This window comes from Pseudomonas sp. Van50 (assembly GCF_055390755.1).
In genome coordinates this window covers 5667824-5690463 of the sequence record NZ_AP024343.1, presented here as the reverse complement: position 1 = coordinate 5690463, position 22640 = coordinate 5667824, and the positions used below count along the sequence as shown (strand labels likewise).

The window sequence follows — 22640 nt, the reverse complement described above, 5'->3', positions numbered from 1 at the left end:
GGGAGCGATTGGCGAGACATTAGCTTGGAATTGAGCTTGTGGCGAGGGAGCTTGCTCGCGATGGTGGTCGCACATTCAACACCTGCATTGACTGACCCACCGTTATCGCGAGCAAGCTCGCTCCCACAATTGGATTGGCGACGATGCTCGGCAGTTGTGGTGCGGAAGCTTGCCACAGGGGCTGTGTGTTGGCTGGAACAACAGTTTATGAGAACCAGAAAACCTGTGGGAGCGAGCTTGCTCGCGATGGCGGTTGTACGTTCAACACCTGCATTGACTGACCCACCGTTATCGCGAGCAAGCTCGCTCCCACAATTGGATTGGCAGTTGTGGTGAGGGAGCTCGCTCCCACCGATTGAACTGCCGGGATGGCTCAGCTCGCCTGTTTCATCTGCCGCAACGGTAATTCCACGCGGAAGGTGGTGCCGACGCCGACTTCACTGCGTACGGTGATCTCGCCGTTGTGTTTTTTCACGATGCCGTAGGACAACGACAGCCCGAGTCCTGTGCCCTGGCCGATGGGTTTGGTGGTGAAGAACGGATCGAAGATTTTCTGCAGGGTCTCGGAGGGAATGCCCGAGCCGTTATCCGCCACTTCGATCCAGACGGTTTCTTCACCGACCCCATTGCGCAGGGTGATGGTGCCGCGTTCGGGGCCGATGGCCTGGGCGGCGTTGACGATCAGGTTCATGATCACCTGGTTGATCTGCGACGGCAGGCATTCCACCTCCGGCAAGGGTGTGTATTCCTTGACCACGTCGGCCTTGTACTTGATTTCATTGGCGACGATGTTCAACGTCGAATCCATGCCCTGCTGCAAATTGGCCATCTGCCATTCCTGGCTGGAATCAACGCGGGAGAAGTCCTTCAGGTCCTTGACGATCTGTCCGACCCGGCCAATGCCATCCTTGGATTCCTTGATCAGCAGGGGGATGTCCTCGACCAGGAAATCCAGCTCCACCTGTTCACGCAGCTTTCTCAAGTTCACCACCAGCTCCGGCGAAGTGATGGCCTCCTCGGCGCTGCCGTAGGCGGTGAGCATTTCCTGGAGTTTGCCGAAGTAGCCGTCCAGCGCCCCCAGGTTGGAAGAAATGAAACCGATCGGGTTGTTGATCTCGTGGGCCACCCCGGCCGCCAACTGGCCCAGCGAGGCGAGCTTTTCCGATTGCACCAATTGGGTTTCCAGCATCTTGCGTTCGTCGATCTCCATTTGCAGCAGCTCGCTGGCCTGTCGGAAGGCCTGGGTGCGTTGTTCTACCAGGTCTTCGAGCTTGTTCATTTTCAGTTGCGCGCGAGAGGTCATTTCCCATTTGGTGGTCAGGGTGTTGGCCATCTGCTGGACTTCGATGTTGTCGAACGGCTTCTTCAGGATCAGCAAGCGGTCGTGGCCGTTCAGACGGTCGAGCAATTCATCCCAGGAATAATCCGAATAGGCGGTGCAAACCACCACTTGCAACTGCGGGTCGCGCTTCCAGAGTTCTTCGATGGTCTTGGCGCCGTCCCAGCCTTCGGGCATGCGCATGTCGACAAAGGCCAGGGCATAGGGACGCTCCTTGGCCATTGCCCCCAGCAATTTGTTCAGGCCTTCCTGCCCACCGTAGGCCGAGTCGAGTTCGAACACGGTGGCGGCAGCTTTCGGCGCTTCGCCAAACAGTGCGCTCTCCATGTCCTGCAAATCCGTGTTGCTGTCATCCTCCGGGGTGAGAATCTTGCGGAAATCTTCATGAATGGCGGGTGTATCGTCGATCAACAGGATGCGGCGGTTACTCAGGCTGTTCATGGTTCACCTTCTGCAAGTTTCAGGGGCACCTGCAATTGGAATGTCGCTCCTTTGCCTGGCCCCTCACTGTGGGCGGTGAGGTGGCCGTTCATTTCGATGGCCGCCAATGCGCAGCTGTGCAGGCCAAAGCCGTGGCCTTCCTTACGCGTGGTAAAACCATGGGCGAAGATGCGCGTCATGTTTTCCTCCGGGATACCTTCGCCTTCGTCCTTGACGCTGATTTGCAAGGTCTGGCCATCGACGACGGCGGCCTTGAGGGTCATGTTCCGCGCATGGTTGGACACCCCGGCCATGGCGTATTTGGCATTGCTGATCAGGTTGATCAGGATCAGCAGCAAGCGGTGCTTGTCGCCCATGATCCGCGGCACGTCACCGTATTCCTTGATCACCGTAACATGATGGCGGGTCAGGGCGCCGGAGTTCATGCGCAAGGCGTCTTCGAGCAGTTCGCTGACCACCAAAGGCTCCAGCAGGCTGTTGGCCCGGCATAGGATTGCTGCGTGGAGACGATGTCCTTGATGTGGTCCACGCTCTTGCTCAACTGGGCCAGTTCATCGGTCAGGCTCTGCTGTTCCGACGCGATGGCCTCGACCAGTTGGTTGAGGTAGCCGGGCAGCAGCTTGCCCTTGGCGTCCTCGGTGAGGAAGTGCCCGAGGTCATCGGCGTGTTCGTTGATCAGCTGCATCGCCTTGCCCAGCCCCAGGGCCTTGCTGCTGCGCAGTTTGCGGCTGACCAGGTCAGCGGAGATGTTCACACTGTTGAGAACGTTGCCAACGTTGTGCAACACGTTGGTGGCGATTTCCGCCATGCCGGCCTGGCGGGCGGTGTCCATCAACTCGCTCTGGGTGTCCTTGAGCTGGCGGGTACGCTCTTCGACCCGCTGTTCCAGCTCGTCGTTGGCGGTTTGCAGGGCGTTGTTGACCCGATTGATTTCGGCGAAGCTGCGTATCAACCGGATCGCCAGCCAGATCAGTATCAAGACCAGGAGCGTGGCGAACACCAACAGGTAAATGTGGTTGCGCTCGTACTGGGCGGCGGCTTTTTCCTGGTCCTTCTCGAGCAGGTGGCTGATGGTGTCCAGGCGATCGGCCAAGGGGATCGCTCCGATTCCCAGCAGTAACTCATTCACCTTGGGTTGTTCGCGCAGGATCACCCCGATGTGCCTGCGCAGGACTTCGATGGAGTTGAGCAACCCTTCAGGCAGGCGCTCCTTGTTGACATCCAACTGGTTCAAGCCCAGCAGGACCTCGGCTGCGATCTCCGGGGAACTGAGCTGGGCGAACTCCATGCTGCTGAGCAACAGGTCGTAAGTGTCGATGGCAACGTTCTGCAACTCCAGTTTGTAGGTGTCGGGCAGCCGGGCGAACTGGCCCTGGATGTCGTCCTCGCCGGTGGGCAGGAAGGCCAGGGAGTTGCGCAACACCGCGTTATGGGACTTGAACTGTTCTATCAGGCGGGTCTTTTCCTTGACCAGCTTGAGGTATTCGTCGCGCTGGGCCTCCCAGAGCGACGGCCCGTGGCGCTCCGGTTCCGATTCGATGGCGTCCAGACGCTGCCACAGGCGTGCCATTTCGTGCAGGGGGGAGACCAGCGGATCGTAGTTGTGGGTCAGGGCGATCCGCGACTTGAGGACTTCGTTGTCCCAGATGGCGTCCTGTTGCTTGAGCAGGCGAATCAGGTCACGGGATTCAATGTACGAGGCGGCCTGCTGGGCCCCCGAATTGACGTACATGAACAGCAGGATCGAAGCCAGCAGCAGGCCGATGAAGGCAAGACCGAGGCGGCGCAGAGCGGTCATAGGGGCTTGCCCTCCGATTCACCCGTCAGGGTCTTGAGGAACTCGACGATCAGTGTCGTATCGTTCTTGAGGGGCTCACGACCCAGTTGGTACTTGAACATCACCTCCACCGCGTGCTCCAGAGTCGTCGCCGACCCGTCATGGAAATACGGCGCGGTGACGGCCACATTGCGCAGGCTGGGTACCTTGAAGACCTGGCGGTCCGCTTCATCGCCGGTGATGTTGAAACGTCCTTCGTCGGCCCGGGTCGGGTTGCCCCGGTCGCCGACGTAGTCACCCATGACGCCGAATTTCTGGAACATGTTGCCGCCGATGTTCACGCCCTGGTGGCAAGCGATGCAGCCGTACTCCTTGAACCGCTGGTAACCGAACTTTTCCCGGGGCGTGAGGGCGTCGGTATTGCCCAGCAGGTACTGGTCGAAACGCGAATTGGGTGTTTGCAAAGTGCGTTCGTAGTCGGCCAGGGCGCCCTGGATATTGGGCTTGGTCACGCCGTCGGAGTAGGCGTCCTTGAAGTCCTTGGCGTAGCCGGGGTCATCGGCGATACGCTTGACCACCGACTCCCAGGTGCTGCCCATTTCCACCGGGCTGGTCACGACCTGGTGGACCTGTTCTTCCAGCGTATCGACGCGGCCATCCCAGAACTGGTGGAAGTTCAGGCCGGCGTTGAACACCGTAGGCGTATTGACCTCCACCGGCTTGCCATCGAAGCCCAGGGAAAACGGCTTGTCGTCGGCGCCGCCCTTGTCCAGGCGATGGCAACTGGCGCAGGACAGGGTGTTGTTGACCGACAGCCGTGGGTCATTGAACAGCCGCAGCCCCAGCTGGACGCGCTTGGGGTCCAGGGCCGGCACCGGTGGCAGGGGCTTGAGGGGTTCGTCCAAAGGCGCGGCGTGAGCGGTTACGCTTGCTCCCACCAGCAGGCCGAGCGCCAGAATCAGTCCATGTAACGCCATGGGATCTTTTCCTTGAAACTTTGGTTGAGGACACTCAGGTGTTCACGAAAACGGGTTCTGGCGTTTTTCCCACTCGGTCATCCAATCGGCAAAGGCCTGCGGTTCGACGGCCTTGCTGAAGTAATAACCCTGGACTTCCTCACAGTGGTGCTTCTTGAGAAATTCAAGCTGCTCAAGGGTTTCCACCCCTTCGGCGATGATGTGCAAGTTCAGGCTCTTGCCCAGGCTGATGATGGTGCTCACCAGCTTGGCGTCATTGCTGTCGATGCTCAGGTCACCGACGAACGACTGGTCGATCTTCAGCACATCCACCGGAAATTTCTGCAAGTAGCTCAGGCTCGAATAGCCGGTGCCGAAATCGTCGATGGCCAGGCGTATCCCCTGTTGCTTGATGGCCTTTAGGATGGCGACCGTGGTATCGATGTTCTGCATCAGTACGCTTTCGGTGATCTCCAGTTCTAATTGTGTCGGGTCCAGGCCGGTTTCCTTGAGGGTGCGGGTGATGCCTTCGACGAAGCCGCGCTGGCGAAAATCGATGGCCGAGATGTTCACCGACAGGCACAGCGGCCGCATGCCCTGGGCTTGCCAGCGGCAGGCCTGCTGGCAGGCTTCCTGAAGCACCCATTGGCTCAGCGGAACGATCAAGCCGCTGTCCTCGGCCACCGGAATGAAATCCCCCGGGTAGACCAGGCCATGTTCCGGCCTGTTCCAGCGTACCAACGCCTCGACCCCGACCACCTTGCCGCTCCCGAGGTCGAGCTTGGGTTGGTAATGCAGTACGAATTCCTTGCGTTGCAGGGCCAGGCGCAGGCCCGATTCGATGGTCTGCTGCTGCCGTGCCCGACGGTTCATGTCTTCGGTGAAGAAACGGTAGTCGTTGGGGCCGGTCTCCTTGACGTTGCGCATCGCCGTCTCGGCTTTCTTGATCAGCGCCACAGCGTCGAAACCGTCGGTCGGGTACACGCTGATGCCCAAACTCGCGGTGACGCTCAGGTCATGGCCGTCGATGGGTTGCGGGGAGCTGATGGCCGCCAGCAATTTCTCGGCCACGCCCTTGGTCTGCTGCGGGTCGACGATGTCCCCCAGCACCACCACGAATTCATCGGAACCGTAGCGAAACACCGAGTCGGACTCACGCACCACGGTGGCCAGCGTCCGGGCCACCCGCTTGAGCATCTCGTCGCCCACCGGATGGCCCAGCGCGTTGTTGATGCGCTTGAAGCGGTCCAGGCCGATGAACATCACCGCCAGTTGCCGGTCGTGCCGACGGCACTGGGCCATGGCCTGGGTCAGGCGATCGCCCAGCAACATGCTGTTGGGCAGCTCGGTGAGTACGTCGTATTGCAGCAGGTGAGACACCTTGAGCAGTTCCTGGACGCGCTCTTCGATCGTGCGTTCCAGGCTGCGCATTTTCCGCGCCGCATCCTGGGCCAGCTGCCATTTCCAGGTCATGGCGCTGGCCATCTGGCGAATTTCCAGGGTATCGAAGGGCTTCTTGAGGATCAGCAACTGATCGTCGAACTCGATCCGTTCGGACATGGTTTCCCAGGAGTAGTCCGAGAAGGCCGTGCACAGGGCGATTTGCAGCCGCGGGTCGGCCTCCCACAACCGTTCGATGGTCTGCAGGCCATCCCAGCCCGGTGGCATGCGCATGTCGGCGAACACCAGCGCATAGGGCTGGCCTTCGGCCTGGGCGCGCTTGACCAGTTCCAGCGCCTCCTCGCCCTGGTAGGCCGAGTCGATCTGGAATTGCAGCCGGCTGACCTGCGGGGTGCCGAACAGCAGGCTTTCGGTGTCGTCCAGCGAGTCATCGCTGCCGGCGCTGGGGCTGAGGATCTTGCGAAAGTCCTGGTGGATCGCCGGCGTGTCGTCCACCACCAGGATCCGCCGGTTGGCAGGCACCGACATGGGGTTCATGGATTGCTCTCCGATAGCTGGCTCGCTGGTCGGGTCCAGTGGTCTGTCGCGGGAATGATGGTGCCGGCCTTGAGCAGTTCGGCGGCTTGGCCGCTGTCGACCACGGTGCTGAAGTAATGCCCCTGGGCCTGCATCGCGCCGCCGCTGGACATCAGTGTGGTGCGTTGTTCCTGGGTCTCGACGCCCTCGGCAATGATCCCGATGCCCACGTCCCGGGCGAAGTTGATGATCGCCCGCAACGTCGTGGCGTTCTCGGGGTCGGCGTTGGCGCTGTCGAGAAAGCGCTGGGCGAGCTTGAGGTGATTGACCCGGTAGGTCTTGAGGTAATCGAACGAGGAATATTCGGTGCCGAAGTCATCGATGGCGATCTGCACGCCCAATTCGCAGAGGCGCGGCAGCACGTCGTTGTGGGTCCACTTGGTCTGGGCCAGGGTGGCTTCGGTGACGTCGAAACGCAGGTCCCAGGGTGCCAGTTCCCAGCGCGCGGTGGTGCGCAGCACGTCGTAGATCAGTTCCGGTCCGGTCTTGAGCTGGGTCAGGGACAGGTCGATGGCGATCACCGGCGGCGCCATGCCCTGGTCGCGCCATTGGCGCATCTGTTGACAGGCCTGGTCCAGTACCCAATGTCCCAGGCCAATGATGATCCCGGTCTTTTCGGCCGCTGGCATGAAGGCCGCCGGTTCCAGCCAGCCCCGTTGGGGGTGGTTCCAGCGCACCTGCACGCCCATGCCGAGGATCTTGCCGGAGCCGAGGTCGACTTCCGGCAGGTAGTGCAGGTGCAGTTCCTGGTTTTCGATGGCTTGGCGCAGATCGTTGGCCAGGGCGACCCGGTCGGTGACTTCCTGGTTAATTTCCTCATTGTGGAAGTGATACTGGTTGCGACCCTTTTCCTTGGAGCGGTACAGGGCCATGTCGGATTGCGCCATCAGGCTGTCGGCACTCAGGCTTTGCGGGGTGTACAGGGCGATGCCGATGCTCACCGAGATCCGCACGTCGTTGCCGTCCAGGGAATACGGTGCCACCAGCGCATCACGGATCTTGCCCGCCAGCGCGGCGCAGTGGGTCGCTTCATGGACGTCCAGTTGCAGCAGGGCGAATTCGTCGCCGCCCAGGCGCGCCACCACATCGTTTTCCCGGGTACAGGACTTGATGCGGGCGGCGACTTCCTGCAACAGCAGGTCACCGATGGGATGGCCCAAGGTGTCGTTGATGCGTTTGAAGTGGTCCAGGTCCAGGTAGAACATGGCGAACGGTGCCGCTCCCCGACGAGCGGCGGCGAAGGCCTGGTGCAGGCGCTCGATCATGGTGGCGCGGTTGGCCAGCCCGGTCAGGCCGTCGGTGCGGGCGAGCAGGGCAATCTTCTCTTCGGCCAGCTTGCGTTCGGTGATGTCGAGGATGATGCCTTCCACTTCCAGCAACAGGCCCTGGTCGTTGCGCACCGGGATGTAACGGTTCTCCACCCAGCGGAACGTGTCGTCGCCGGTGCGCATGCGAAACTCGATGGAGGCCCCGGCAGTGTCCCGGTCGAGGACACGGACCATGGCCTCCTGGACTTTGTCCTGGTCGTCGGGGTGGATCAGGGTTTGCGCCCAGTCCGGCGCGTTGATCAGTTGCGCCGCGGAATGACCGAACTTGGTGATGTTATGGGAGATGTACATCAACGCGAACGGCGGCTCGCCCCGCAGGCGATAGAGAATGGTCGGGCTGTTCTGCACGATGATGTTGGCGTCGGCCAACTCGCGGGTGCGTTCCTCGACCGCCCGTTCGAGCATGTCCATTTTCAGCGCCGCGTCCTCGGTCATCTGCCATTTGACGGTCAAGGCGCTGGCCATCTGGCGGATCTCGATGGCGTCGAAGGGTTTTTTCAGGATGAGCAGGCGGTCGCCCAGTTCGAGGCGCTCGGAAATATCTTCCCAGGAATAATCCGAGTAAGCGGTGCACAGGGCCACTTGCAGCTTGGGGTCGGCGCGCCACAGCCGTTCGATGGTTTCCAGGCCGTCCCAGCCCGGCGGCATGCGCATGTCGATGAACGCCATGGCGAAGGGCTGCCCTTGGGCCAGCGCCTTCTCGACCTTGTTCAAGGCTTCCATGCCCTGGAACGCCGAATCGAGCACGAAACTCATGGCGGCGACCGCTACCGGCGCGCCAAACAGAGCCTCTTCGGCACTGCTCAGGTTGTCTTCGGCGTTCATCTGGGGGCTGAGGATCTTGCGAAAATCCTCATGGATGGTCGGGGTGTCGTCGACGATCAGGATCCGCCGATTGGTTTTATCCAAAGGCAGGCTCATGGCCGTGCACCACTTTGATGCTGACTATAGAACCCTGGAAACATCTGATATCCCTTTCACTGGCATGAGTATTCGGCCTGTACATGGCCCTTCATGGGGTAGAGCATAGTCGCCTCATCGCGATGCGCTCGGCCACTGATGGCAAATGTGTCTAAATTTTCGCAATCTACTAGGCTGTAATTCGGGGCCAGGTAGAACGGTTGTCGTGAACAGGAGGGGGTTTCAAATGGAAGATCAATCGCCGGACGTTCCGGTAAAGAAGCCGGTGGTGCTGCTGGTCGATGACGAAGAGTCGATTCTCAATAGCCTGCGCCGGCTATTGCGCAGCCAGCCGTACGAGATCCTGCTGGCCGACAGTGGCGCCAAGGCCCTGGAGATTCTCAAGGAGCGGCCGGTCGACCTGGTGATGACCGACGCGCGCATGCCGAACATGGACGGTGCCACGCTGTTGGCCGAGATCCGCAAGCTGTATCCCTCGACGTTGCGCATCCTGCTCACCGGTTATGCCGATGTGGACATGATGACCAAGGCCATCAACGAGGGGCAGCTCTATCGTTACCTCAGCAAACCCTGGAACGATGAGGAGCTGGTGCAGGCCTTGCGCCAGGCCCTGGCCCACCAGCATTCCGAAAGCGAGCGCCAGCGTCTCGAAGCGCTGAACCGCGAGCAGAACCAGCAACTCAAGACCCTGAACGCCACCCTGGAAAAACGCGTGGCGTCGCGTACCTCCGAACTGCAGCAGACCGCTGACATGCTCGACCTGGCCTATGACGAGCTCAAGCGCAGTTATGTGACCAGCACCGAGGTGTTTTCGCTGATCGCCAACCTGCGCCTGCCCAAGCCCAAGCAGACCAACCGGCAGATCATCGAGTTGATCAGGGTCTACAGCCGACTGCATTTTCTCGATGAGTCCACCGACCGTGACCTGACCATGGCCGCGGCGCTCTACAACATCGGCAAGCTGAGCTGGACCGACAATATGATGGTCACGCCCGCCGACCTGCTGCACCACAATGAACTCGATCTCTATCGGTCCTATCCGAAGCAGAGCGAGTCGCTGCTGATGACCCTGGACCCGATGAAGGACGCGGCCCGGATCATCCGCCATCACCAGGAGCGCTGGGACGGCAGCGGTTTCCCAGAGCACCTCAAGGGCGAGGCCATTCCGTTCGGCTCGCGGCTGTTGAAACTGGCGGTGGATTTCATCGAGCTGCAGCGCGGGTTGATCCTCGAACGACAGATGAACAGCGACGAAGCGCTGGTCTACATCCGCAAGTACGCCGGCAAGCTGTACGACCCGGACATGATCGAGGACTTCATCAAGGCCTGCGGCGAGTACCTGGACGACGTGACCCTGTCCGACCCGACGGTCAAGGTCATGAACACCCGCGAACTGGTGGCCGGCATGATCCTGGCGCGCAACCTCAACGCCGACAACGGCATGCTGCTGCTCAACGCCGGCAAGGTCATGAGCGGCCCGCTGGTGGAAAAGCTCATCGCCTTCGAGTCGATGGAAGGGGCCCGGTACAGCGTGTTCGTCAAGATCCCCGAAGAACTGGCCGACCCTTCGGCGCCGAAGCCGATTTTGGGGTGATGCGGATCTGAAGATGCCTGTGGGAGCGAGCTTGCTCGCGATAGCGGAGTGTCAGTGACTGCGGTGTCGACTGACCGGATGCTATCGCGAGCAAGCTCGCTCCCACAGGGGGAGTGTGTTGATTTTCAGTCCAGTGCCAGGCTTTGCTCCCTGCCACTGTGGTCTGTAATCTCCCTGGCATTTTTCTGCCCAAGGCTTTGACTCATCATGACCACCTCCCTCATCCGCATCGCCGCCGCCCTGCTGCTCGGGCCGGATGGGCGAACCCTGTTGGTGCGCAAGCGTGGCACCCGGGCCTTCATGCAGCCGGGGGCAAGATCGAGGCCCATGAACAACCGGTGCAGGCGCTGGTCCGGGAACTGGAAGAAGAGCTTGGGTTGCGGATCGACCCGGCCCAGGCCCGCCACCTGGGTGTGTTCAGCGCACCGGCGGCCAACGAACCGGGGTTTATCGTGCAGGCCGAGGTGTTTTTGCTGAACATCGACGCCCCGGTTTCGCCAGCCGCTGAAATCGAAGAGGTGTGCTGGATCGACCCGGCCGGCGACAGCGATCTTGTGCTCGCACCGTTGACAGGCGAGGTGATCCTGCCGTTTTATCGAGCGACACACCTCGCCACTTGCTGATTCACGCCTCAAGGACTGACGCCCATGATTCCATTGCCGGACCTGTTGATTTTCGCCGCCGCCGCGTTGCTGATGGTACTGACGCCCGGCCCGAACATGATCTACCTGATCTCCCGTTCGATCTGCCAGGGCCGCAAGGCCGGCGTCACGTCGCTGTTGGGCGTGGTGGCGGGGTTCTTCGTGCACATGTTCGCAGCCGCCGCGGGGCTGACGGCGGTGTTCCTGGCGGTGCCCATGGCCTATGAAGTGTTGAAGTGGGCCGGCGCGCTGTACCTGTTGTGGCTGGCCTGGCAGGCAGTGAAACCGGGCGCGCGTTCGCCCTTCGAGGCCCAGCAGTTGCCGGCGGACTCGACACGCAAGCTGATCACCATGGGCTTTCTCACCAGTGCGCTGAACCCCAAGATCGCGGTGTTCTATCTGTCGGTGTTCCCGCAGTTCATCAGCCCGGAACACGGCTCGCTGTTCACCCAGAGCATCATCCTCGGGCTGACCCAGATCAGCGTCAGTTTCAGCGTCAACCTGCTGATCGCCCTGTTCGCCGCCGGCATTGCCTCGTGGTTTGTCCATAACCCGAGCTGGCTGGCAGTGCAGCGCTACTTCATGGGGTTTGTCCTCGGTGCCCTGGCGTTGCGCCTGATGCTTGAGCAACGGCGTTCGGCGTGAACATCCGACGCCTGCGGGCCGGCGATGCCCTGGTGTATCGCGAGCTGATGCTCCAGGCGTACGCCTTGCACCCCCAGGCCTTCACCTCCAGCGTCGGCGAACGGGCGAAGTTGCCCATCAACTGGTGGGAGTCACGCCTGGGCAGCCGGCTCGATGTACTGTTGGGGGCGTTTGTCGAGCAAGAACTGGTCGGCATCGTCGGCCTGGCCATGGAGCCCCGGGAAAAAGCCCGGCACAAGGCGCTGCTGTTCGGCATGTACGTCGCCGATGCACATCGCCATCGGGGCTTCGGCTACCAACTGGTGCAGGCGGCCCTCGACGAAGCCCGGCGCCACACCTTCCTGCACCTGGTGCAACTGACCGTCACTGCGGGCAACGCCCCGGCGCTCAAGCTCTACCAGCGCTGCGGCTTCGTCCTGTACGGCCTCGAACCGATGGCGATCCGCGTGGAGGATGAGTTCCTCGACAAAATCCACATGTGGCTCGAGCTCTAAAACCACCACCATTCCCTGCTGTGTGTGTTTTTTGTGGGAGCAAGGCTTGCCCGCGATGGCGTTTTCGCAATCGCCATCGCGGGCAAGCCTTGCTCCCACAGAAGCTATCAGCGAACGGCACTGACACCGTCGAGTGTGGAAAACGACGTGTCCTTGGCCGTCAGCAAAAAATCGCGCATGTACGGCGCGTCGAGCATGTCGGTGCGCACCGCCGCGTACAGCGTGGCGAACAGACCTTTCTCCCCCAGCCGCTTGGCCTTCACGTAGCCCCGCGAGCTGTATTCATGCAGCGCCCAGTGTGGCATGCCGCAGACGCCACGACCGCTGGCCACCAGTTGCATCATCATCACCGTCAGCTCGGATGTGCGCACCTGGGCCGGTTCGATGTCGGCCGGTTCCAGGAAGCGGGTGAAGATGTCCAGCCGGTCTCGCTCCACCGGGTAGGTGATCAGGGTTTCGCTGATCAGGTCCTCGGGCACGATGTAGGGCTTGCCCGCCAACCGATGCTGGTTGGCCACGGCGAGCATCGCTTCGTAGGTGAACAGCGGCACGTACGTGATGCCGGCCAGTTCCAGCGGGTCGGAGGTCACCACCAAATCGAGGTCGCCCCGGGCCAGGGCCGGCAAGGGGGCGAAGGCGAAACCCGAGGCCAGGTCCAGCTCGACTTCCGGCCAGGCATCGCGGAACTGGTCGATGGTCGGCATCAGCCACTGGAAGCAGCTATGGCACTCGATGGCCATGTGCAGGCGCCCGGCGGTGCCGCCCGCCAAGCGGGCGATGTCCCGTTCAGCACTGCGCAGTAGCGGCAGGGCGGCATCGGCCAGTTGCAACAGGCGCAGGCCGGCGCTGGTGAAGCGTACGGGCTTGGTCTTGCGCACGAACAACTGCATGCCCAGGCGCTCTTCCAGTTCCTTGAACTGGTGAGAGAGGGCGGACTGGGTCAGGTGCAGGCGTTCGGCGGCTTCGACCAGGCTGTCGGCTTCACGCAGGGCGTGCAGGGTCTTGAGGTGACGGAGTTCAAGCACCGGAGTGGCTCCATGAGTAAAACTTGTGATCAACACGAAAAGGTTGAGTTTGTCTCATGTGGGTCGAGCTGTCGACAATGGCGCCATCTTTTACAGGAGGACGCACACCATGGCACTGGCCCACACCCTCGGTTTTCCCCGCATCGGCGCCGACCGCGAACTGAAGAAAGCCCTCGAAGCCTACTGGAAGGGCGACCTGGCCCGGCTGCATTGCAAGCCGTGGGTCGTGAACTGCGGGCCCGGCACTGGCAACTGCAGAAAGACGCCGGCATCGACCTGCTGCCCGTCGGCGACTTTGCCTGGTACGACCAGGTGCTCAGCCACACCTTGACCCTGGGCGCCGTCCCGCAACGTTTCCACGGCACCTTGAATGCCCAGGGCCGGCCGACCCTCGACACCCTGTTCGCCATGGCCCGTGGCGCCACGGCCAGTTGCTGCGGTGCCGAGCACGGCCAGGCGCAATACGCCCAGGAACTGACCAAGTGGTTCGACACCAACTACCACTACCTGGTCCCGGAGTTTTCCGCCGACCAGACCTTCGCCCTGAGCTGGGAACAGTTGTTCGACGAAGTGGACGAGGCCCATGCCTTGGGCCACCAGGTCAAACCGGTGATCATCGGCCCGTTGACCTACTTGTGGCTGGGCAAGGCCAAGGGCGAGGCGTTCGACAAGCTCGGCCTGCTGGAGCGCCTGCTGCCGGTCTACGGTGAAATCCTCAACCGCCTCAAGGCCCAGGGCGTGGAATGGGTGCAGATCGACGAGCCGATCCTCACCCTGGACCTGCCCCTGGCCTGGAGGAGCGCCTTTGAGCGGGCTTATCACATCCTCCAGTACTCGCCGTTGAAAAAACTCGTGGCCACCTATTTCAGTGGCCTGCAAGACAACCTCGGCCTGGCGGTGAGCCTGCCGGTGGACGGCTTGCACATCGACGCGGTACGTGACCCGGAACAACTGGGCCAGGTGCTGGACCGCCTGCCGACCTACAAGATTCTCTCGGTGGGCCTGGTCAACGGTCGCAACGTCTGGCGCTGTGAACTGGAGCAGGCGCTGGCGCAATTGCAAGCGGCCCAGGAGCGCTTTGGCGACAACCTTTGGGTCAGCACCTCATGCTCGTTGTTGCACAGCCCGGTGGACCTGGAACGTGAAGACCGGCTCGACCCCGAACTCAAGAGCTGGCTCGCCTTCGCCGTGCAGAAGTGCGGTGAAGTCGCGGTGCTGCGCGATGCGCTGAACGATCCACAGGCCCCCGCCGTGCTGCAGGCGTTGAGCGACAGCCGCGAGGTGCAGGCCCGTCGCGCCGGCTCGGCGCGCATTCACAAAGCCGAGGTCCAGGCGCGCCTGGCGGCGATCGGGCCGCAGGACAGCCAGCGGCATTCGCCGTTTGCCCTGCGCATCGAACGCCAGCGCGCACGTTTGGCGTTGCCGGCCTTTCCTACCACCACCATCGGCTCCTTCCCGCAGACCCCGGCCATACGCCTGGCCCGTCAGGCCTACAAGCAGGGTAAGTTGTCGGCCAACGACTATCAGGACGCCATGCACACCGAGATCCGCCATGCCGTACAGATCCAGGAACGCCTGGGCCTGGACGTGTTGGTGCACGGTGAAGCCGAGCGCAACGACATGGTGGAGTACTTTGCCGAGCAACTGGACGGCTACGCCTTCACCCGTTTCGGCTGGGTACAGAGTTACGGCTCGCGTTGCGTGAAGCCGGCGATCATCTACGGCGACATCAGCCGCCCGAAAGCCATGACCGTCGACTGGATCCGTTACGCGCAAAGCCTGACCGACAAGGTCATGAAAGGCATGCTCACCGGCCCCGTGACCATGCTGATGTGGTCGTTCCCCCGCGAAGACGTGTCGCGCCAGGTCCAGGCCCGACAACTGGCCCTGGCCCTGCGCGACGAGGTGCTGGACCTGGAAAAGGCCGGGATCAGAATCGTGCAGATCGACGAGGCGGCGTTCCGCGAAGGGCTGCCACTGCGTCGCGGGCAATGGCAGCACTACCTGGACTGGGCCGTGGAGGCGTTCCGCTTGTGCGCATCGGGCGTGGGTGATGACACCCAGATCCATACCCACATGTGCTACAGCGAGTTCAATGACGTGATCAAGGCCATCGCCGACATGGACGCCGATGTCATCACCATCGAGACCTCCCGTTCGGACATGGAGTTGCTGGAAGCGTTCGAGGCGTTCGACTACCCGAACGACATCGGCCCGGGCGTCTACGACATCCACTCGCCACGGGTGCCGGACACTGCAGAGATGGTTGCGCTGATGAGCAAGGCGGTGAAACGCATCGCCGCCGAGCGGCTGTGGATCAACCCCGACTGCGGGCTGAAGACCCGGGGCTGGCCAGAAACGGAAGCGGCACTGGTGAACATGGTGGCGGCGGCGCGGCAGTTGCGTAGCGAGTTGGCCTGAGGCCCGGATGTTGTGGGCGAGCCCCCTGGCTCTGGCAAGGGGAGCTTTTTTGTGGCGAGGGAGCTTGCTCCCGCTGGGCTGCGCAGCAGCCCCAAATGTCATGCCTTGATCATATTTTGAGGTCGAAGCCTTTTGGGACCGCTTCGCGGTCCAGCGGGAGCAAGCTCCCTCGCCACAGGGTGCCCACATGACTTCAGGTCACCACTCGACAATCTTCATCAAACTGTCACGCAACTGTGGCAGCGCGCTTGAACAAACTTCATCAGACTCGCGCTCTACTGGGGTTCTGCGTTTCGGTGTTTCTTCATGCGTGTACTTATTTTCCTGGCCGCGTTGTTTTTCGGCCTGCCGTCGATGGCGGCATCTCGTTGTGATGTCAATGTTGCGACCCAACGGGTCGATCTGGATCAGGTCAGCCTGGCCTACCAGAGCATTGGCCGTGCCTCGGATCCTGCATTGCTGTTGGTGATGGGCCTGGGTGGGCAGTTGATCCACTGGCCGGACGAAGTGGTGGTCGCCCTGTGCGAGCAGGGTTTCCGGGTGATTCGCTACGATAACCGCGATGTCGGCCTGAGCACTTGGCGCCAGGCGCCCGGCAGCGCCAACCTGACCTTTGAAGCCCTGCGCTACAAACTCGGCTTGCCCGTGGCCGCGCCGTATACCCTCACCGATATGGCCGACGACGGGCTCGGGCTGATGGACGCGTTGCATGTACAAAGCTTCCACGTACTGGGCGCGAGCATGGGCGGGATGATCGCCCAGCACATGGCGGCCATGGCGCCTGAGCGGGTTGAAAGCCTGACCCTGATCATGACCAGTTCCAGTGCCGCAGGCTTGCCCGCGCCCAGCGAAAGACTGGTGCAACTGTTGTCCCGGCGCGGTGCTCCGAATCGCGAAATGGCCCTTGAACAGCAGGCCGACCTGCTGGCCGCGTTGGGCAGCCCGATGGTGGTGGATGATCGTCAGGCCTTGTTGCATCAGGCTGCACTGGCCTATGACCGGGCCTTCAACCCCGAAGGCGTGAAGCGCCAGATCATGGCGATCATGGCCGAGCCGAGCCGGGTAGCCCTGCTCAATCAACTGCGGGTACCGACCCTGGTCGTCCACGGCACCGCCGACCCGTTGCTGCCGGTGATGCACGGCGTGCACCTGGCGGCGCACATCCAAGGCAGCCAACTGAAACTGATCCCGGGCCTGGCCCATCGCTTCCAGGACGCGTTCAAGGCGCCGTTGCTGGGGGCGGTGTTGCCGTACCTGCAGCAGCACCGCGAAGACACGTCCCATTGGGCACAGATCGAACCGGTGCAGGCGCCGAATCTGCTCTGATAACCCTGATGGCTGGCTTTTGTGGCAATGGGATGTGTGGGAGCAAAGCTTGCTCGCGAAACAGCCACCTCAATCTCTGAGGGACCGCGTCGCCTTCATCGCGGGCAAGCCTTGCTCCCACAGGGGGCTCGCTGTGACGGTGCTACCGCACCTGCGCCTGCGCCACCAACCAGTCCATCAACTCCAGCAACGGCCCCGAAGCCTGGGGTTTGCGCGGGTGTACCAGGTGATAGCCCAGCCCGGTCTTGACCTTCAGCTCGAACGGCATCACCAGCCGGCCGGCGCTCAGGTCGTCGCCGATCAGCGACCAGTCGCCAATCGCCACGCCGGTGCCCTGGGAGGCCATGGACATCGCCAGGTCCAGGGTTTCGAAATGCTGGCCCTTGCTGACGTGGTTCAAATGCACATCGGCCGCCGCCAGCCAGGCGTTCCAGTCGCGCTCGTCAAGGGCCGGGTGCAACAGCAAGTGGTGCTGCAGGTCGGCGGGTTCATGCAGCGGCACCGGTCCTTCCAGGGTCGGGCGGGAGCAGACAGGCGTCAGCTGTTCATCGAACAGGTGCAGGCACGCCAGCGAGGCATCCGGTGGTGGGCCATAGACCACCGCGGCGTCGAAGGCTTCGCGCTGGAAATCCACGCCGTGCCTGACCGTCGTGGTCAGTTCCACCGGCACGTCCGGTCGTTCCTTCTGCCACTGCAACAGGCGCGGCAGCAACCAGCGCATCACACAGGTCGGGGCCTTGAGCTGTAGGGTCTGGCGTTTTTCGCCGATCTGCTGGACCGCATCGCCGATCAGGCTGAACACCTGCTGCACCCGTGGCAGCCACGCCTGGCCCTCGGCGGTCAGGCTCAGGCCGCGGGCCTGGCGCTGGAACAACGCATAACCCAAATGATCTTCCAGCCCGGCGATCTGCCGGCTCACCGCGCCCTGGGTGATGTGCAGTTGTTCGGCGGCCCGGGTGAAGTTGCAGCATTGGGCCGTGATCAGAAATGTGTGCAGCGCCGGCAACGGGGGAGTCGTTTCATTTCGATCCAAGCCATGACGTGAGGACATGGCTAGTATGACTTTTTATCCATTGTTGTCGCCATGCCCCGCCCGTTCCAATAACGCCATTCCCAAGACAAAAGGGGCCCGTCGCATGCGCTGCGTGGCCCTTTACCCGACCAGAAAAAGGCAATGGCAATGGCGACGTGCGGCGAAGTATTGGTCAAGTTACTCGAAGGTTATGGCGTGGAGCAGGTGTTCGGCATTCCCGGCGTGCACACCGTCGAGCTGTACCGCGGGCTGGCCCGTTCCAGTATCCGCCATGTGACGCCGCGTCATGAACAGGGCGCAGGTTTCATGGCCGACGGTTACGCCCGGGTCAGCGGCAAGCCCGGCGTATGTTTCATCATCACCGGTCCCGGCATGACCAACATCACCACCGCCATGGGCCAGGCCTACGCCGATTCGATCCCGATGCTGGTGATCTCCAGCGTGCAGTCGCGCAGTCAGTTGGGCGGTGGACGCGGCAAGCTGCATGAACTGCCGAACCAGTCTGCATTGGTGGGCGGTGTCGCGGCGTTTTCCCACACGCTGATGTCCGCCGCCGAATTACCCGGCGTGCTGGCCCGGGCGTTCGCGGTGTTCCAGGCCGGGCGCCCGCGACCGGTGCACATTGAAATCCCGCTGGACGTTTTGGTCGAAGACGCCGACGCCTTGCTCGCCAGCGTGCCGGTGAACATCAGCCGCGCCGGTGCCGCACCGGGTGCGGTAAAACAAATGGCCGACCTGCTGGCGACGGCTCGGCGGCCTCTGATCCTGGTCGGTGGCGGGGCCATCGACGCGAGGGCCGAATTGACCGAACTGGCCGAACGTCTCGGCGCGCCAGTGGCGTTGACCATCAATGCCAAAGGCCTGCTGCCTGCGCGCCATCCGTTGCTGATCGGCTCCACCCAGAGCCTGGTGGCCACCCGTGCGTTGGTGGCCGAGGCGGACGTGGTGCTGGCCATCGGCACCGAACTGGCCGAGACCGATTACGACATTACCTTTGCCGGCGGCTTCGAGATTCCCGGCGCGCTGCTGCGCATCGACATCGACCCGGACCAGACCGTGCGCAACTACCCGCCGCACCTGGCGCTGGTGGCCGACGCCGGTGTCGCCGCCCGGGCCTTGCTCGACGAATTGGACCAGCGACCCTTGGCCGAACGCCAAGCCGATTGGGGACCGGCCCGTGCCGCCCGGTTGCGTGCGGAGCTTCAAGGCAGTTGGGACGCCGCGACCCGCGCCCAGACCGTGTTTCTCGACACGGTCTTGCAGACGCTACCGGAGGCGGTGTTCGTCGGTGACTCCACGCAACCGGTGTACACCGGCAACCTGACCTTCAACCCGGAGCAGCCGCGCCGCTGGTTCAACTCCTCCACCGGCTACGGCACCCTTGGCTACGCGTTGCCGGCGGCCATCGGCGCCTGGCTCGGCGGCAAGGACCTGGGCCACGGCCGCCCTGCGGTGGTGTGCCTGATCGGTGATGGCGGGTTGCAGTTCACCCTGCCGGAGCTGGCCAGCGCCGTGGAGGCGAGCACACCGGTGATCGTGCTGCTGTGGAATAACCAGGGCTACGAAGAGATCAAGAAATACATGCTCAATCGCGCCATCGAACCGGTGGGGGTGGACATCTACACCCCAGATTTCATCGGGGTCGCCAAGGCCTTGGGCTGCTTTGCCCAAGCCATCGACGATGTGCCGTCGCTGCGTGTGGCGTTGCTGGCGGCCCGTGAGCGGCAGGGGCCGACGTTGATTGAGATTGACCAGGGTGTCTGGACATCGAAGTGTTGAGGTGTTTTGACTGGCCTCATCGCGAGCAAGCTCGCTCCCACAGGGGATTTTCATTGAACACAGATTCTCTGTTCACAACAGGCCCTATGTGGGAGCGAGCTTGCTCGCGATGAGGTCGGCCCAGCCAACACAAAACCCGGGTCAGACAGTCATCCGCAACCGCGCCAGATCCCGCAACGGCGGCGCGCCGAACAATCGGCTGTACTCGCGGCTGAACTGCGAAGGGCTTTCATAACCCACCCGATACCCCGCCGCCGAAGCTTCCAGCCCTTCGGCCAGCATCAGCCGGCGGGCTTCCTGCAAGCGCAGTTGCTTCTGGTATTGCAGTGGGCTCATGGCCGTCATGGCCTTGAAGCGGTGATGCAGGGTCGAGACGCTGAGGTTCACTTCCCGGGCCAGGTCATCGATGCGCAGCGGCTGTTCGAAATGGCCGTTGAGCCATTTGATCGCCTGGCTGATGCGATGGCTCTGACTGTTGGCGATGGCGATTTCGTACAGCCGATAGCCCTGTGGACTGCGCAGCAGGCGATAGAGGATTTCCCGGCGCACCAGGGGCGCGAGCATGGCGATGTCTTTCGGTGTGTCCAGCAGCCGTGCCAAGCGCAGCACAGCGTCGAGCATCGGCGTGTCCAGGCGTTCGACATACAGCCCGCGCCCGGCGGGGCGGGTCGGCACGCCCAAGGGGCCGGCATCGGCGATCAACGCAGTGATTTCCGCCGGGTCGATGTCCAGGCGCAGGGCCAGGATCGGCTGTTCGGGCGATACGTCAGCGACGCAACCGCTGAGCGGCATCGAGACCGAGACCACCAGGTAATGGAGCGGATCGTAGTTGAAGAACTCATCCGCCAGGCGCACCTGTTTGCTGCCCTGGGCCATGATGCACAGCGCCGGTTGCGCCAGCACCGGGGCGAATTTGTGCGGCTGGCTGTGCCGCGACAGGTTCAGCGAGCCGATGGCGGTGGCGTAGCTGCCGTCTTCGCCGGTGTTGCGGTCGATGATCGATGCCAGTTCGGCGCGCTGTTGTTCCAGGTACGTGTCCAGCGGGACGTGGGCGTGATCGAGTGGCGACATGCCGGGATCCTCAGGCGATAGGGAGCGATGAACAAAGCTTATGTTTGTGCAAGGCGCAGCGGTAGCAACATCCTGTTGAAAGCTTGCCTGATCCTGCACGGCGCAATGGTCCGTGACGGGGCAACGCTCGCGAAACTTGCTTGAAACCTTTTGTTTCAACTTCTTGGGTGGCAACTGGATCGACGACGAATTTTGTGCGGCCGATGCGCAGGATTGTGCAATGGGTCGGCAGGAATCGACTAACGAAGCTGGCGTCGTGACGCTTAACCTTTGATCCTGTCGCAGCCTGTCCCCGGCTGCACAACGGATTACCTGGGAGGGTTGAGCATGACTACACAGATCCCCGTCAGCCACATGGCTTTTGTCCGGGCCCGCAGTGGTTGCTCCAAGCAACTGGGTGCACGCCTGAGTACGCTGATCGCGCCCTCGCGCCAGGCGCCCGGTTGCCTGCACTTTGCCTTGCAGCAATCGCAATGCGACGCTGATTTGTGGCTGGTGTCCGGACTCTGGGTCAATCAGCCGTCGATGGACGCCTATTTCAATTCACCGGCCATGGCGATTTTCGCCGAGCTGGTGCAAGACCTGGTGGTGAGCAGCCTGGATTTCCACACCTTCAGGGAAGTCTCCGCCGCCCAGGCGACCGAAGGGTGCCGGGCGCAGGTACACAAACTGGCCGGTTGAAGGTTTAATGACCGTCATTTTCCACCGCCAGGATGCACAAGAGATGGCACGTAAAGCCTTTGAAACCTTTGAAGCTGTTTCCGCCGTTGTTCCCAAGGAGGGCGGCGGTTACCTCGCCGCCATTGCCACCAAGGTCATCGGCGGCTCAGGTGCGCCACGTTTCAACAAGGTGCTTGAAGACCAGAGCTTCAAGACCGCGACCGAAGCCGATGATGCCGCTGCCGTGCTGCTCACCCGTCTCCAGGGTGTCGACGACGAGGGCGGGCTGGTCTGGTAATCAGCATTTTGATGATTGCTTTTGTGGCGAGGGAGCTTGCTCCCGCTGGGCTCTGTAGGAGCTGGCGAAGCCTGCGATCTTTTGATCTTTCGCTTGAGACTCAAGTGTCTGGGGAGAGATCGCAGCCTCGCTCCGCTCGACAGCTCCTACCGTGCACCCAAGCGGGAGCAAGCTCCCTCGCCACACATACCTTCATTTTCAAGTGAGCAGTGTTGTTTACAGGACTTTATCGCTTACTTCGGGCGATGCATCTTGAACAACGCCTCAGGCCCCAGCTGGAAATAATCCGCCGGCCCACCCCCGCGCAAGATCGGCTCGGCGGCGGCGGTGTCGTACACCCCGTCTTTCAACAGCCACTGGGCGATATGCACGGCGACCACTTCGCCGAGGATCAACCAGCTTGGCACCAGCCCTTTGTCCGCCCGCTGCAATTGAATGATCTGCGTGACCTTACATTCGAAGGACACCGGGCTTTCGGCGACGCGCGGCACCTGGATCACCCGTGACGGGGCGGCCGTGAGGCCCGCCAGTTCGAACTCATTGACCTCTGGGCCGACCATCGCGCAGCTCTGGTTCATCTGCTCGGCGAGCGGGCGGGTGGCCAGGTTCCAGGCGAATTCACCGGTCTGTTCGATGTTGTTCAGGCTGTCTTTGCGCCCGACGCTGGAGAACCCAATGATCGGTGGAATGTAATTGAAGGCGTTGAAGAAACTGTAGGGCGCCAGGTTCAGGCGGCCTTCGCCATCCTGGGACGAAATCCAGCCGATGGGGCGCGGGCCGACGATGGCGTTGAATGGATCGTGTGGCAGGCCGTGACCGTTGGCGGGTTCGTAGAAATGGGTGTCATCGGGCATTGGGTGCAGATCCTGGGGTGGATTTTGAAGAGTTCGACGATAGTGCAGGGGGCAGCTGTT

General features: G+C 62.2%; 15 protein-coding genes and 3 pseudogenes. 9 read left to right on the top strand and 9 right to left on the bottom strand.

Going from position 1 to position 22640, the window contains the following annotated elements:
• Positions 1 to 373: 373 nt before the first annotated feature.
• The 5 genes and pseudogenes from ACZ5M5_RS24470 to ACZ5M5_RS24450 all read right to left on the bottom strand — a co-directional run bounded on the left by ACZ5M5_RS24470 (position 374) and on the right by ACZ5M5_RS24450 (position 8739).
• Positions 374 to 1780, bottom strand: a complete 1407-nt coding sequence (locus ACZ5M5_RS24470; RefSeq protein WP_464738100.1) for an ATP-binding protein — start codon at positions 1778 to 1780, stop codon at positions 374 to 376.
• Positions 1777 to 3578: pseudogene (locus ACZ5M5_RS24465) on the bottom strand (DAHL domain-containing protein). The gene ACZ5M5_RS24470 and the pseudogene ACZ5M5_RS24465 overlap by 4 nt, the downstream one beginning before the upstream one ends.
• Positions 3575 to 4534 (bottom strand): cytochrome-c peroxidase, encoded by a 960-nt coding sequence (locus tag ACZ5M5_RS24460; RefSeq protein ID WP_207268199.1) that lies wholly within the window; start codon positions 4532 to 4534, stop codon positions 3575 to 3577. Before ACZ5M5_RS24460 ends, ACZ5M5_RS24465 begins: the two are co-directional and overlap by 4 nt.
• Positions 4535 to 4576: 42 nt before the next feature.
• Positions 4577 to 6451 (bottom strand): putative bifunctional diguanylate cyclase/phosphodiesterase, encoded by a 1875-nt coding sequence (locus ACZ5M5_RS24455; RefSeq protein WP_060740849.1) that lies wholly within the window; start codon positions 6449 to 6451, stop codon positions 4577 to 4579.
• Positions 6448 to 8739 carry a GGDEF/EAL domain-containing response regulator gene (locus tag ACZ5M5_RS24450; protein WP_103308444.1) on the bottom strand — a complete coding sequence of 764 codons (2292 nt, stop codon included), beginning with the start codon at positions 8737 to 8739 and terminating at the stop codon, positions 6448 to 6450. The genes ACZ5M5_RS24455 and ACZ5M5_RS24450 overlap by 4 nt, the downstream gene beginning before the upstream one ends.
• Positions 8740 to 8965: 226 nt before the next feature.
• On the opposite strand from ACZ5M5_RS24450, the gene nosR reads away from it, so the two are divergent.
• The 4 genes and pseudogenes from nosR to ACZ5M5_RS24430 all read left to right on the top strand — a co-directional run bounded on the left by nosR (position 8966) and on the right by ACZ5M5_RS24430 (position 12113).
• The gene (gene nosR, locus ACZ5M5_RS24445) at positions 8966 to 10333 is read left to right on the top strand and encodes a response regulator c-di-GMP phosphodiesterase, NosR family (protein ID WP_060740851.1); all 1368 of its coding nucleotides are present in this window, start codon (positions 8966 to 8968) and stop codon (positions 10331 to 10333) included.
• Positions 10334 to 10540: 207 nt separating this feature from the next.
• Positions 10541 to 10956 (top strand): annotated as a pseudogene (locus ACZ5M5_RS24440) (NUDIX hydrolase).
• A 24-nt stretch (positions 10957 to 10980) separates the two neighbouring features.
• A complete protein-coding gene (locus tag ACZ5M5_RS24435; protein ID WP_053124734.1) occupies positions 10981 to 11619 on the top strand; it encodes a LysE family translocator in 639 nt (212 codons plus the stop codon).
• Positions 11616 to 12113, top strand: a complete 498-nt coding sequence (locus ACZ5M5_RS24430; protein ID WP_464738099.1) for an N-acetyltransferase family protein — start codon at positions 11616 to 11618, stop codon at positions 12111 to 12113. Before ACZ5M5_RS24435 ends, ACZ5M5_RS24430 begins: the two co-directional genes overlap by 4 nt.
• 107 nt (positions 12114 to 12220) lie before the next feature.
• Here the strand turns inward: ACZ5M5_RS24430 and metR are convergent, their stop codons facing one another.
• Positions 12221 to 13138 (bottom strand): transcriptional regulator MetR, encoded by a 918-nt coding sequence (metR, locus tag ACZ5M5_RS24425; RefSeq protein WP_060740854.1) that lies wholly within the window; start codon positions 13136 to 13138, stop codon positions 12221 to 12223.
• A gap of 109 nt (positions 13139 to 13247) precedes the next feature.
• Here metR and metE point away from each other — a divergent pair.
• A pseudogene (metE, locus tag ACZ5M5_RS24420) lies at positions 13248 to 15559 on the top strand (5-methyltetrahydropteroyltriglutamate--homocysteine S-methyltransferase).
• A gap of 306 nt (positions 15560 to 15865) precedes the next feature.
• A complete protein-coding gene (locus ACZ5M5_RS24415) occupies positions 15866 to 16885 on the top strand; it encodes an alpha/beta fold hydrolase (RefSeq protein ID WP_060740856.1) in 1020 nt (339 codons plus the stop codon).
• 142 nt (positions 16886 to 17027) lie between these two features.
• On the opposite strand, the gene ACZ5M5_RS24410 is transcribed toward ACZ5M5_RS24415, so the two are convergent.
• Entirely contained in the window at positions 17028 to 17936 is a 909-nt protein-coding gene (locus ACZ5M5_RS24410) for a LysR substrate-binding domain-containing protein (protein WP_464738098.1), read from the bottom strand.
• A 129-nt stretch (positions 17937 to 18065) separates the two neighbouring features.
• On the opposite strand from ACZ5M5_RS24410, the gene ACZ5M5_RS24405 reads away from it, so the two are divergent.
• Positions 18066 to 19697 (top strand): 5-guanidino-2-oxopentanoate decarboxylase, encoded by a 1632-nt coding sequence (locus tag ACZ5M5_RS24405; RefSeq protein WP_464739448.1) that lies wholly within the window; start codon positions 18066 to 18068, stop codon positions 19695 to 19697.
• Positions 19698 to 19838: 141 nt separating this feature from the next.
• On the opposite strand, the gene ACZ5M5_RS24400 is transcribed toward ACZ5M5_RS24405, so the two are convergent.
• Positions 19839 to 20768, bottom strand: a complete 930-nt coding sequence (locus ACZ5M5_RS24400) for an AraC family transcriptional regulator (RefSeq protein WP_060740858.1) — start codon at positions 20766 to 20768, stop codon at positions 19839 to 19841.
• Positions 20769 to 21095: 327 nt separating this feature from the next.
• Between ACZ5M5_RS24400 and ACZ5M5_RS24395 the strand changes: the two genes are divergently transcribed.
• Positions 21096 to 21449: a putative quinol monooxygenase gene (locus tag ACZ5M5_RS24395; protein WP_060740859.1), complete on the top strand. Its 354-nt coding sequence runs from the start codon at positions 21096 to 21098 to the stop codon at positions 21447 to 21449.
• A gap of 43 nt (positions 21450 to 21492) precedes the next feature.
• Entirely contained in the window at positions 21493 to 21726 is a 234-nt protein-coding gene (locus ACZ5M5_RS24390; RefSeq protein WP_464739446.1) for a hypothetical protein, read from the top strand.
• Between the two features lie 233 nt (positions 21727 to 21959).
• Here ACZ5M5_RS24390 and ACZ5M5_RS24385 read toward each other — a convergent pair whose 3' ends face one another.
• A complete protein-coding gene (locus tag ACZ5M5_RS24385; RefSeq protein WP_103308439.1) occupies positions 21960 to 22580 on the bottom strand; it encodes a flavin reductase family protein in 621 nt (206 codons plus the stop codon).
• Positions 22581 to 22640: the final 60 nt, after the last annotated feature.